This window comes from Dickeya sp. NCPPB 3274 (genome assembly GCF_000406205.1).
Classification (GTDB): domain Bacteria; phylum Pseudomonadota; class Gammaproteobacteria; order Enterobacterales; family Enterobacteriaceae; genus Dickeya; species Dickeya fangzhongdai.
This window is the reverse complement of sequence record NZ_CM001979.1, coordinates 1252879-1265657: the sequence shown is the minus strand read 5'-3', so window position 1 is coordinate 1265657 and position 12779 is coordinate 1252879. Positions and strand designations below refer to the sequence as shown.

Sequence of the window (12779 nt, the reverse complement as noted above, 5' to 3'; positions counted from 1 at the left end):
CATGAGCAAGATACAAACCTCGCCTTGTCGTGCGTGCGTGCGTGCGACGAAGCAGCAAAGAAATGACACCGCTTATCCCGCACGAAACTATTCACTGAACAGACAAATTCAGCATTCACAAGACAACATGGCTGTTTGTCAACAGCCTCAAACAAAAGGCGTGATAAACACGCCTTTTGTTTTTATCTGCCAACCGATGTCGGGGAATCAGAAATTCAGTCCCACACCAACGTAAGCGGTATCCGCTACGCGGTTGTCGTTGCCGTCTTCGCCGGACGCCATGTTGATGTAGCGATAGCCAACATCCAGCGACAGTGGGCGGAACGGCTGCCAGCGCACGCCGCCGCGGGCTTCCACATAGTGGTCCACATGGCTGGAGAACGCGTCCGGCGAGTAATAACCTTCACCGTACAGGGAAACGGAGCTGGTCACCGGCACCTGCAATCCGCCGCCCAGCGCGACGCCATAACCATCTTTAAAATTGTTCTGGTTCAGGTAAAGCCCTTTGGCTCCCACTTTAAGCGACGCGTTGCTCAGCGCGAAGGTATAATCCAGACCGGCGCTGTAGACGTCATTGCTGTGTTTGTCATCATGGCTCCAGCCTGCATTGCCGGACAGGCCGGGTACGCCCAGACCGAAACCGGCGCTGGCGCCCGTATAGTCACGGCCCGCTTCCCCGGAAATACTGATGGCATGAGCGGAAACAGTCGCCAGCAGCAAACTTCCCGCACAAGCAATAACCCACTTTTTCATTTCTATAATCCTTAAATACAAATAAGTTAAACGCGCACAACACCGTGATGTTAACACGCATTTTACCTAAATCTTCAGCAGCCAAAAGCATAAATAACCGACGAATGATGCTGTCGCAACAAAAAACAGGGCATTTGCTCTTCCCGACCGAACGCGCCGATGACCGTTCGCCCCGCGCAGCTCCCCGTCACGCCAATCAGCGCGGCTGCTGCTCCACCCAGGTTTTCACCTGCTGGCGGGATACCTTGATCCCGCCGGTTTTCAACGCAGTCGGCAGCAGGTAACACGCCACCGGACGCTGAAATCCCGCCAGCCGGGACTGCCACCATGCGACCAACCGGGACAGCGGCAAGGCGTTTTCCACTTCGACGACCGCCACCGGGCGCTGGCCGAACTCCGGATCATCCACCGGCACCACACAGGCATAGGTGACATCCGGATGTTGCAGCAAAACCGCTTCCACATCTTCCGGCTGAATCCCCTCGCCGCCGCTGAAGAACTGATTATCCAGCCGCCCCAGAATGCGCCATTCATGCCCATCCCACTGGCCGCGATCGCGGGTATGAAACCAGCCTTGCTCATCAGTGAGCGGGCTCAGTCCGCCTTCGCGCCAGTATCCCGCCGCCAGACTGCGGCCGCGCAGCAGAATTTCTTCGCCCTCCAGCCGTATCTCGCGTCCCGCCAGCGGCAACCCAACGCCGCCGCCGGCATCCGCGCGCTTGGCGCATACCGTGGACGCCAGCTCCGTCAGGCCGTAACCGCACCAGCAGCGGATGCCCCGCGCCTCTGCCTGTTGGGTCAGTTCCGCCGGGATCATCGCGCCGCCCAACAATACCGCCCGTAGGCTGATCGGAGAGCGGTTCTGCGACAGAAGACGCCAGAGTTGGGTGGGAACCAGCGAGGCGTGAGTACACACTCGCAAAGCGACATCCAACGGCTGGTCCGGTCTGACCACCAGCGATGCCCCGGCGGCCAGCCAGCGCCAGATAATCCCTTGCCCGGACACATGAAACAGCGGTAGCGACAACAACCAGCGATCGCCCGCGCTGAACGCCATCAGCGCCAGTACGCCTTCGGCGCTAACCAGATGGGCCTCACAGGTGTGCACCGCCGCCTTCGGCATGCCGCTGGAACCGGACGTCAGCGTCATGGTCGCCAGCCGTTGCGCCTCCCACGGCCGCGCCGGCAGCACGTCATCCGGCGACGACGCCGACAGGCTCAGAGGAATGATGCTTTGCGGCCACGTATATCCATCCACGCTCAGCCCATACTCAATATTCAGTGCGGGCAACAACGCATCCAGCAGCGTATCGGGCAGTTGAGGATTCAATGGCAACAGACGCGCCCCGCACTGCAACAGCGCCAGATAACAGAACAACATATCGGTACTGTTTTTGCCGCGCAGCGCTACCCCCATGCCTGGCTGCACCCCCTGACGAACGAAGCCGGTCGCCAGTTGATTCAGATGACGCGCCAGTTGCTGCCAGCTCCAGATCCCGTCGTCGTCCATCAGCGCCGGCGCCATCGGCTGGGACGCCGCCCAGCTGCGCCAGGGCCAGTCGGTCAGGCTTGCCATATCGGCTCCAGACGGTCCGCCGCGATCAGCGGCAACGCGCTGTCAGGCCAGGCGCGCACCACCTGCTCCTGCATCAGATCCAGCGTATCCAGCCCCGGCAGAACGCCCGGCGTCAGCCAGCACGCCAGCCGCGCCAGTTGCGTCAGCCCCAGACTGGACTCGATGCTGGAACTGATCACCGCCGTCAGGCCAGCCTGATGCGCCTGCTCCACCAGTTGACGACAGCGGTTCAGGCTGCCGGTCAGCGAAGGTTTGATAATAATGGCGGCCACGCCCGGCTCCGCTTCAACCCGGAATCCCGGCTCGCGCACGCTTTCGTCCCAGGCAATGGCAATACCGGTGGCGCGGGCGAAATCGCGCGATTCGTCGCGGGTTTTGCAGGGTTCTTCCAGAAAAGCGATGCGGGAACGATAGGCCGGCATCACATAGCGGGCAAACCCGTCGGCTTTAGCCCGCGTCCAGCTACGGTTGGCATCCAGCCGCAGCCGTAGTTCGGGCAGCGCGTCCAACAACAGGTTGACGATCATGCCGTCGCGTACCGCTTCATACAGCCCGACCTTCACCTTCGCCACCTGCTCAGGCAGGCTTTGCAGCATGGCGAACAATTCATCCGGATCGCCATTGCACAGCGGCGCCTTACGATAGTCCGCTTCGGCGGGCAACTGACCGGACAGCTCGGCCAGCGCGCAGCTAACGCCGAAATCGACCGAGGGCAAGCCGCACTCGTCCGACGCCTGTCCCGACACCCAGGCTTGCAGTTGCGTCTGTACCGCGCCGGAGGCCTCCTCCAGCGTCTCCACACTGAACTGCGGCAGCGGCGCGACTTCACCCCAACCTTCCCGATCGCCGTCACGCAGGCGAATAAGCAGCCCGTCGCGGGCTTTCAGGCGCTGGTTGCGCAGCACGACTCCGGCGTCCATCGGTACGCTGTAACGATAGAGGATGGCCTGACGCATCAGGGATTCCGTTTGAATTTGCTGAAATCGGGCTGGCGTTTTTCGTTAAAGGCATTGCGGCCTTCCTGCCCTTCTTCCGTCATGTAGAACAGCATGGTGGCGTTGCCGGCCAGTTCCTGCAATCCGGACTGACCATCGCAGTCGGCATTCAGCGCGGCTTTCAGGCAGCGCAGCGCCATCGGGCTATTTTGCAGCATTTCACGGCACCAGCGCACGGTTTCGCGTTCCAGTTCCGCCAACGGCACCACGGTGTTGACCAACCCCATATCCAGCGCCTGCTGAGCGTCATATTGACGGCACAGGAACCAGATTTCGCGAGCCTTTTTCTGACCGACGATGCGCGCCATGTACGAGGCGCCCCAGCCGCCGTCAAAGGAGCCGACGCGCGGCCCGGTCTGACCGAAAATGGCGTTTTCCGCCGCAATGGTCAGATCGCACATCATGTGCAGCACATGGCCGCCGCCGATGGAATACCCGGCCACCATCGCCACCACCGGTTTCGGGCAGGTACGGATTTGACGCTGGAAATCCAGCACGTTGAGATGATGAACGCCGCTGTCGTCTTTGTAACCGCCGTAGTCGCCGCGTACTTTCTGGTCGCCGCCGGAGCAGAACGCTTTCTCGCCGGCGCCGGTCAGGATGATCACGCCGATACCGTCATCATGACGGGCGTTGTCCAGCGCCTGAATCATCTCTTTTACCGTTTGCGGGCGAAACGCGTTGCGCACCTGGGGACGATTGATGGTAATTTTGGCGATGCCGTCGATCGACTTGTGATAAAGGATATCGACAAAATCCCCGCTGCAATCGTGCCATGCTACCGGTGCGTAAAGCAGTTCTTCACTGGGATAAAGCATATTGAATCTTCCTTTCGGGATGCGAAATAAACTGACGGATCCGTTCGACATACGCTGACGGATTCGCCTGATGAGCGTTGTGCCCGGCGTGGTCCACACTCAGCAACGGCAAACGATGCTGCGCGGCCAGCGCCTGAAATTTAGTGTCCTGACTGCCACAGAGGTAACCAAACGGAACTCGTAGCCGCTGCAGGACGTCAACCAGACAGGGTTGACGGGATAGCGAGGTCGCTTCCAGCATGTCGGCGACCGCCGGCCCATGATTGCCGCGCCGCAATGCAATCAACCGATCGCGTTGCGCCGACGACAGACGGGCGAAAACCGGCTGCTGATACCAGTCCGGCAGCACGCTATCAAGCGGTTCATAACGAAAACGCCGCGCCCAGTCGGCATCATGCCGCTGTCTCGCTTCACGTTCTGCTGCCGACGCCAGCCCCGGATGCCCGCCTTCCACCAGCAGCCCTCGCAAACCGGCAGCGTCGCCCTGGCAGGCGTGATACATGGCAATACGCCCGCCCAGCGAATACCCCAGCAGCCAGTAGTCGGTCACCGCCTGTTGCGCCAGCAGCGCGGTCAGTTGGCGGCTCACGTCGGCGAAATCCGCCGTCGGCAACGACCGGGACGCGCCATGCCCCGGCAAATCCACCAGCAGTAGCGGCCAGTCGGCCAGATACGGCAACACCGGCTGCCAGTCTTCGCCGCTGCCGAGCAGGCCATGCAGCATCACCAGCCAGGGTTGCCCCGGCTGCGGCTGACCAACCCGACGGCAATACATCGTCACCACGACGGCACCTCGGCCGACAGCCGTTGCAACGTTTCGGCGCCGGCTTTGGGCGGCACGACAACTTCCAGCAACGTGGTGCCGCCCTGCCGCCACCCGGCGTTTACCGCGTCCTGCACGTCAGACCATTGCTGCGCTCGCGCGTAACGCAGCCCGAACAGCGCCGCCGCATGGCGAAAATCCACCTGCTGCGGCATACAGTAAAAAGCTTCGCGCTGCGCCTCGGGCGTCGGCAATAACGAAAAAATCTGCCCGCCGTCATTGTTCACCACCACCAGCACCAGCGGCGCGGGCGGCTGACGCAGCAACGCCAGCCCATTGAGGTCATACAACGCCGACAGATCGCCGACGATGGCGAGCATCGGCCGGACATTGGCGCGCTGCACGCCCGCCAGCGTCGACAGCAGGCCGTCAATGCCGCTGGCGCCGCGGTTGGCGTACACCGGATACCCCGCCGGCAGACGAGCAAACGCATCCACCAGCCTCACCGTCAGGCTGTTGCCGACGAAAAACTGCCCCTGCGGCGGCAACAGCTCGGCGACGCGATGCGCCAATTGCGCTTCACCGAAACCGCCGGATAAGCGGGCAGCCACCTGGCGGGCGACCCGTTCGGCACAGGCTTCCACCTCCGGCGCCCAAGGAGATTGAGCAACGGCCGGATGCGCCGCCAGCCAGTCGGCAATGTCGGCCACCAGTCGGCGGCCGCGATGCTGCGCGGGGTCAAGCCTTCCCGGCAGGCTGTCGACCAGCCAGTATTGGTCGGGCGTCGCCGTCGCCTGCCACTGCAGCAGACGTTTGCCCGTCAGGCTGGCGCCGAACTGCACCACGATCTCGGCTTGACGCAGCGTTTCCGCCTGCGGATGCTGAAGCCACAAATCGGCGCAGGCCAGCGGTTGGCCGGTCTGCGACAGCACATCGCCGATCAGCGGCCAGCCTAGCTGGCGCGCCCAGGCGGCTAGCTGTTCTCCGACCTGCGCGGGCACCCGCCCGGCGATCACGACGCCGCGCCGTTGTCGCCATTGCGGCCAGTCCGGCTGCATTGTGGTTACCGGCGTCGCGCGCGCGCCCTGCAGCCACGGCTGCGGTTGATGCCACCAGTCGCCCAGCGCCTGCAGCCAGTCCTGAAAGGCTGCCGGATCGTCTTCGCCGTATAACGGCTCGGCAAACGGGCAATTGATATGCAGCGCGCCGTGGCGCAACTCGCCCAGGGCGTTATCGAGGGCGGAAACCAGCCAGCGGGCCGGAATATCACAAGTGGGACGCGGTAAGTTGAGCGCTAATGTCGGGTGCGAGGCAAACATGCCGGGCTGACGAATCGCCTGATTGGCGCCGCAGTCGATCAGCTCCGGCGGGCGATCCGCCGTCAGTATCACCAGCCGCTCGCCGGTCAGCCCGGCTTCAATAATCGCCGGATAGAGATTGGCCGCCGCCGTGCCGGACGTCACGATCACCGCCACAGCTTCGCCAGAGGCTTTAGCCAGCCCCAGCGCCAGGTGACCAAGACCCCGCTCGTCAAAATGGGTGTGGCAGACCAGCGACGGGTGCGAAGCAGCCGCCAGCGTCAGTGGTGTGGAACGCGATCCCGGCGCAATGCAGATATGACGGACACCCTGATGGCTGAGCGCCTCAACGATTACCGTTGCCCAGCGGCGGTTAAAAATATGTGTGGACATGATCGACTCAACAACTCCGGTTGCGGGTTGTGGCAATAATTATATTTTTTTTCATCCGGCCAACTTTGATGTAAACCAGTAACAGGCAATAAATCGCGCTATGAAATAGCGTCTTCCAGCAACGACTTCAGTCCGGCGGCCTTGTTTTCCAGCTCCAGCCATTCTTGCTCTGGATCAGATCCCGCCACAATGCCCGCGCCGGCATACAGCGTCAGTTGCCGGTCCGCGACGCTGGCGGAGCGCAACGCCACGCTGAATTCGGACTGCTGACGCGACAAATACCCCGCCGAGCCGGCGTACCAGCCGCGGTGAAACGGCTCATGCCGGGTCAGAAACGCCCGCGCCGCGGCGCGCGGCAACCCGGCCACCGCCGCGGTCGGCTGCAACAGATGCAGACACTCGCTATCCGTTCCGCTGCGCAGGGTCGCCTGAATCGTTCGCCGCAGATGCTGCACCTTGCGCAGACGGACGATCTCCGGCGGCATTACATCCAGCGTCAACGCCGCCTGATGCAGGCGCTGGCAGATATCGTCCACCACCAGCATATTCTCACACTGGTTCTTGACGTCATTCATCAACCAGTCTGCCAGACCGGCGGCTTTTTCATCGTCATGATCGCTGGCCACCGTTCCGGCCAACGCCTCCGTTTCCAGACGGGTATGCCGCCGCCGATAAAGCCGCTCCGGGCTGGACCCCAGAAACGCCTGATGCGGCGCGAAAGCCAGCATAAAATGATAACAGCGGTAATTGGCCGCACGGCTGGCCGCCATCAGCGTGGTCGCCTGCAATGGCCTATCGAGCGACAGAATCGAAGCGCGGGCCGGCACCACTTTTTCCATCTGCCCGGCGGCAATGTCCGCCAGCGCCAGATGCAACAGGTCGATCCACTGCTGGCGATCCGGACAATGGCGGGTAGCTTCTATACGGGTATGCAGCGTCGGCAACGGCTGCGGCGGCAATAGCCGGCGCAGAAAATCCTGTGCGTCGCGCGCATCATCGCGCAGCGAGGTCTCACTGCACAGATTGACCCGCAAACGCAGACGCAACCCTTGTCGCAACAGGGCGATGCGCGGCAGAAACAGAAACGCAGCGGCATTAGCCTCCGCTAACGGATGCTGTTCAAACGCATTCAACCCCCAGAGGCGCACGCTATCATCCACATCATGACGTTGCAGAAAGTCCTCAGCGTGCGCGATATCGTCAAATACACGCACCTGACCACACACCGCCGCCTCTTCATCGTCCTGACGATGCTGCCAGTAAAACTGCGGATAGACGGGCTGCGAGGCCAGCCACGCCAGCAACGGCGAGCCGTCCTGCAACGACATGGTCAGCGTGACTGCATGAAAGCCCACCTGCTCCGGCAAGGGTTCGTTGAGCGCCTGATGCATCTGGCGCAGCAGGTCAGAGAATTGCTGCACATTCACCCCATAGCCTAACTGAAAGTAGGGAATTATACGGGGCTATCCCTACAAAAAAAAAGTCATTAGCTTGATACCTACCCCGTAATAACCCGCTTACCTACACCCTATTTCCACGTATGGGCCTTTCTCGGGCCGTTCGTCAGCGAACCGAACGCGCATACTGCTGAATAACGCCGCCCGGAAGTTGCAGCCAGATCCATAGGGATTTATCTCAAATTGCGGCAAACAACGCCAAAACGATTACGATAATTCCTATTTCCAGTCCTGGATTGCCGCAATACCAAATAACCCCCACGATTAACCCACAATAAAAACAGGGTTTATATTATTCTTTATCATGCATTTTTATTTATAGGTTTCCGCCATAAAAAGTATTCACCATATAAAAAATTTCGTCGCTTTTTATTTTATTTTTTGACAACCGATGACGACAGGTAACGTATTGTCATGTCGGCATATCGTGCCGGGGAACGCCACATCAAGCGGCATGGCGCTCAGCCAATAATCCCGAGAGGATGGACATATTCCTTCATCAACGATAATTTCACCTCGTTTATATTTTCTGGTTTTGCTCACCGCACAGAATGAAAAAGAAACCCGATGAAATTAGCATTAAGTGACAAAATTCTTACGACCGACAGTTCTAAGATTTTTCTCGCTATCATCAAATTCTTCATTCCGCTTTATCATAAATTACCTTCTCATTGCCGGGCTTGTCCCGGCATTTTTTATCTGCGAGCTTATTGTGGAACCCTTCCCGCATTTTCTGTCGACGAGACACATCCTCTTTCGATAAAACGCCGCAATTGTGGTAAAAATACCCCTCTGTCAGATTCAGCGACGATAGTTATTCAGCAATGAGTTCAACCTTGAGTTCCTCCACGCTTGACCAGTCACAGCGACTGGACGACAAAGCGGTACAGTTCGCCACACGGGCGGTGTTTTTCATCACGGGCGCGGCGATATCGGCCTGGGCGCCGCTGGTGCCGTACGCCAAATCCCGTCTTAACATCAACGACGCATCGCTGGGAATGCTGCTGCTGATGATTGCCATCGGCTCACTGACCGCCATGCCGCTGGCCGACGTGCTGAGCGCGCGCCTGGGATGTCGACGGGTAATGTTGTCCGCGGCCACACCATTGTTTGTGGTGTTGCCGGCCTTGACGCAGGTTTCCACATTACCCGCTATGGCGGTATTGCTGTTCCTGTTCGGCGCGGCGATTGGTCTGCTGGATGTCACCATGAATATTCAGGCGGTGGTAGTCGAGCAGGCCAGCAACAGGGCCATGCTGTCCGGGTTTCACGGTTTTTACAGCGTCGGCGGCATCGCCGGTGCGGGCGGCGTCAGCGGCCTGCTGTGGCTTGGCTGCTCGCCGTTATGGGCGATCATCATTATGGTGCTATTCCTCCATCAACGACTAATGTGCACCACGCATCACAATTTCTGGCATGGCTCACCGCACACAACGAAAAAGAAACCCGATGAAATGAGCGACCAAGCGACAAAATGATGACCACCGACAGCGCTAAGATTCATTATCGCTATCTAGCGAAAGGCGCCATACTCGACTGGAGCACAAAGTACCTCAGCAGCGAACGCGGGCTTGATTCCCGACATGGCGGATCTGCGAGCTTATTGCCGAACCCTTCCATCGCATATGACGCCGACGAGACACAACCGCGACCGATAAAACGCAGCAATGCTGGTAAAAATACCCCTATGGCAGATCCAGCGACGATAGTTATGCAGCAACGAACTCAACCTTGAGCTCCTCCACGATTGACCAGTGCATAACCCGACTGAACGACATAACCGGTACAGTTAGCCACACGGGCGGCCTTGGCGCATCCAACGGGCGCGCCGATTCTGTTCTCGGCGGCAGGCAGACAGCGGATCATGCCCGCCGGGCTGGCCGTTGCTTCAGTCAGCACTCTCGGCTATACCGGTATTCTGACCGGTCCGGCGCTGCTCGGTTTCATCGCCCAATGGAGCAGCCTGTCGCTGGCGCTGGGCCTTGTCGCGCTGTTGCTGCTGGTTGTCAGCCTCAGTATCCGTCCTCTTACCCGTTCATCAGGAGCCTGATTTCATGCCTGCGGCTATCGTGCGTTTTTTCCTGCTGTTTATTCTGTTGCTGCTACTGATGACCGGCGCCTACAGCTATAACTACGTCAACAGCTGGATGACGGAGAAAAAATCCGCGCTGACAGACGTTGCGGAAGGAATGCAAAAGCGTATCGACGCCTACCGTTTCTTCACCGATCAAATCTACAAAAATCTGATCAGCGATCCGACGCAGCCCGATACTCCCAACATCAATCTGATTACGCTGATGCCGAATGTGTTTTATGTCGAGAAAAGCGGCCACAAAACGGATGCCTTGATTTTCGGGCAGCACGACAAAACCACGCTCGGCGCCATGCACCGGATATCGCAATATCTGGACGTCTTGTGGGGCGCGAAAACCGATATCTACTCGATGTACTACCTCAACGGGCAGGACAACAGCCTGACCATGGTTTCCACCCAGCCGCTGAAAGATATCTCGTCACAGTTCCGCGGCAGTTACCTTTCATCGATGGTGGAGTCACGCAAAACCGAGATGCTGCAACAGGCGAATACGCTGGATGAACGGGAAAGTTTCTCCCCCTTGCGCAAGCTGCGTTTTTACAACGACTATTACTTTACCCTGCGCACGACGTTCAATCAGCCTGGGCATCTGGCTACCGTCATTGCGTTCGACCTGTCTATCAACGATCTGATCCCGCGTAATATGTCGCGGGACAGCTTCATGCTGCGCCAGCAGACACCACCGGTAAACGCCGACGCCAGCGCGGATAACGACATCCCCACCGATATTCGCCGTGAAGGCGCACTGCTGGAAATCTCGGCCCAGTTAATGAACTCACCGATCAAACTGGTCTATGCCATTCCGCTGGGCCGGCTGGTGACCGATATGCTGCGCAACAATATCTGGGTGATAGTGCTCAATCTGGCGTTGCTGGCTATCTCGCTGATGGGGTTCTACGCGCTGCGGCGCTACTACGCCCGGCCGAAGGATGACTTGTCCCATCACCTGAAAGAGCAGCAGCGAATGTACGGCGAGATCGTCAGCCGCATCCCGGTCGGGGTGCTGGTTTACGATTTCAGCAACAATAAAGTGATGGTGGCGAACGCGCTGGCGGAAAGGTTATACCCGCACCTCAGCCTGAAGAAAATCTCCACGCTGGCGGAGGAACATCAGGGCGTTATTCAGGCCACGGTGGACAACGAGATGTACGAGGTGCGCGTTTTCCACAGTCAGCACACGCCGTCGCTGTGCCTGTTCCTGCTGCGCGAACAGGACCAGGAAATATTGATTACCAAAAAACTGCAGCTGGCGCAGCGAGAATTCGACAAAAACGTTTCGGTTCGCAAACGCCTGTTCCGCAACCTGAGCCAAGAGTTTAAGCAACCGCTGTCCGCCGTACATCAGTTGGCGCTGACGCTGCGCAAAACCGACAACCCGCCAGAGCAGCAGAAAACGGTTCAGGCGCTGATCGCCGAAACCAGCGGCGCCATCCGTCTGATGGAAAACATCGCCCTGCAGGCGCGGCTGGAAACGGTGGAATGGCATCTGGTCCATGACTCGTTTTCACCGCTGACGCTGATTGACGATTTGATGCTGGAATTGCTGCCGCGTATCCAGCAAAAAGGGCTGAAGCTGTTCAATCATTACAAGCTCGACCCGCGCCAGACCTATCTGGGCGACAGCGAATTGCTGAAGAAAACCCTGTCGCTGCTGCTGGATTACTCCATTACCAATACCGACTACGGCAAGATCACCCTGTCCTGCGAGCCTTCGGCGCATTCCCCCGAGCAGTTGCTGGTCCGCATTAGCGATACCGGCACCGATATTTCCGGTATGGAACGGGACAATCTGGTGCATCCGTTCGCCACCACGCCGCTATCCGATCGCTTCCGGCACAATTCCGGATTAACCCTATTTCTATGCAATCAACTCTGCAACAAACTAGGGGGTCAACTGCAAATCAACAGTCGACCAGGACTCGGCACCCAGTACGTGCTGACCTTGAAAATGCAGCCGGACCCGCTGCCTGCGGAAGAAGATGAGAAATTATTGGACGACATCACGCTACTCCTGAACATTACCTCGGATGAGGTACGTACCATTGTTAATCGCATGGTAAGTAACTGGGGCGCTGATGTCATGGTATATGACGAACGACTGGTGAGTCAGGATGCGGAAATCACGATTACCGACGATCCTAACCGGATGGCCGACGATACCTTGCTGGTGACCAGTGACGATACTCTGCTGGTGCCGCTGGGGCATCGTCGCCTGCGTACCAACTACAATATCAGCCAGTTACTGCTGGAAGGTCTGCTGAAACTGATCGAGCAGCAACTGGATACTTCTCCGGACGATACCCGGCCTGAAGAACAGGACGATATCGGCTTCTATGTCCGTCAGTTACGCAACAGTGACTACTATTCCTTGTTTGTTGATACAGTACCGGAGGATTTAAAGAGACTATATACTGAGACCCAAGATGGCGATTTTTTGTCACTTGCGCAAACAGCACACCGTCTGAAAGGTGTCTTTGCCATGCTGAATCTTCATCCCGGCAAGCAGTTATGTGAAGCGCTGGAAAAGCTTATTACCACCCAGGATCGCGCGCAGATAGAAGCCAACCTTCAACAAATCGAAGGTTTTGTCACAGCATTGCTGCAGCCCGGTGGCCAACAATATGAGTAAAA

Annotated in this window: 12 protein-coding genes; 5 read left to right on the top strand and 7 right to left on the bottom strand. The window is 58.6% G+C overall.

Annotation, left to right across the window (positions count from 1 at the left end; all coding sequences use genetic code 11):
- The coding region (locus tag DXX3274_RS24195; protein WP_238556090.1) for a hypothetical protein at positions 1-235 on the top strand (235 nt) is incomplete at its 5' end.
- Here DXX3274_RS24195 and DXX3274_RS06395 read toward each other — a convergent pair.
- The 7 genes from DXX3274_RS06395 to menF all read right to left on the bottom strand — a co-directional run bounded on the left by DXX3274_RS06395 (position 208) and on the right by menF (position 8023).
- Positions 208-753: a YfaZ family outer membrane protein gene (locus tag DXX3274_RS06395; protein WP_042859117.1), complete on the bottom strand. Its 546-nt coding sequence runs from the start codon at positions 751-753 to the stop codon at positions 208-210. The genes DXX3274_RS24195 and DXX3274_RS06395 overlap by 28 nt on opposite strands.
- Positions 754-949: 196 nt before the next feature.
- Positions 950-2329, bottom strand: coding sequence for an o-succinylbenzoate--CoA ligase (gene menE, locus DXX3274_RS06390; protein WP_042859116.1), 1380 nt, complete (start codon positions 2327-2329; stop codon positions 950-952).
- Positions 2317-3285 (bottom strand): o-succinylbenzoate synthase, encoded by a 969-nt coding sequence (gene menC / locus DXX3274_RS06385; protein WP_042859115.1) that lies wholly within the window; start codon positions 3283-3285, stop codon positions 2317-2319. The genes menE and menC overlap by 13 nt, the downstream gene beginning before the upstream one ends.
- Positions 3285-4142, bottom strand: coding sequence for a 1,4-dihydroxy-2-naphthoyl-CoA synthase (gene menB, locus DXX3274_RS06380; RefSeq protein WP_042859114.1), 858 nt, complete (start codon positions 4140-4142; stop codon positions 3285-3287). Before menB ends, menC begins: the two co-directional genes overlap by 1 nt.
- Positions 4126-4917 (bottom strand): 2-succinyl-6-hydroxy-2,4-cyclohexadiene-1-carboxylate synthase, encoded by a 792-nt coding sequence (gene menH / locus DXX3274_RS06375; RefSeq protein ID WP_042859113.1) that lies wholly within the window; start codon positions 4915-4917, stop codon positions 4126-4128. The genes menB and menH overlap by 17 nt, the downstream gene beginning before the upstream one ends.
- Positions 4918-4919: 2 nt before the next feature.
- Positions 4920-6596 carry a 2-succinyl-5-enolpyruvyl-6-hydroxy-3-cyclohexene-1-carboxylic-acid synthase gene (gene menD, locus DXX3274_RS06370; RefSeq protein WP_042859112.1) on the bottom strand — a complete coding sequence of 559 codons (1677 nt, stop codon included), beginning with the start codon at positions 6594-6596 and terminating at the stop codon, positions 4920-4922.
- A gap of 98 nt (positions 6597-6694) precedes the next feature.
- Positions 6695-8023, bottom strand: a complete 1329-nt coding sequence (gene menF / locus DXX3274_RS06365; RefSeq protein WP_050569821.1) for an isochorismate synthase MenF — start codon at positions 8021-8023, stop codon at positions 6695-6697.
- A gap of 597 nt (positions 8024-8620) precedes the next feature.
- Between menF and DXX3274_RS23635 the strand changes: the two genes are divergently transcribed.
- From DXX3274_RS23635 to rcsD, 4 genes are all read left to right on the top strand, one after another.
- Positions 8621-8881, top strand: a complete 261-nt coding sequence (locus tag DXX3274_RS23635; RefSeq protein ID WP_152495232.1) for a hypothetical protein — start codon at positions 8621-8623, stop codon at positions 8879-8881.
- A gap of 8 nt (positions 8882-8889) precedes the next feature.
- Positions 8890-9531, top strand: coding sequence for an MFS transporter (locus tag DXX3274_RS06360; protein WP_050569820.1), 642 nt, complete (start codon positions 8890-8892; stop codon positions 9529-9531).
- Between the two features lie 329 nt (positions 9532-9860).
- Positions 9861-10103, top strand: a complete 243-nt coding sequence (locus tag DXX3274_RS06355; RefSeq protein WP_152495231.1) for a hypothetical protein — start codon at positions 9861-9863, stop codon at positions 10101-10103.
- 4 nt (positions 10104-10107) lie between these two features.
- The gene (rcsD, locus tag DXX3274_RS06350) at positions 10108-12777 is read left to right on the top strand and encodes a phosphotransferase RcsD (protein WP_042859109.1); all 2670 of its coding nucleotides are present in this window, start codon (positions 10108-10110) and stop codon (positions 12775-12777) included.
- Positions 12778-12779: the final 2 nt, after the last annotated feature.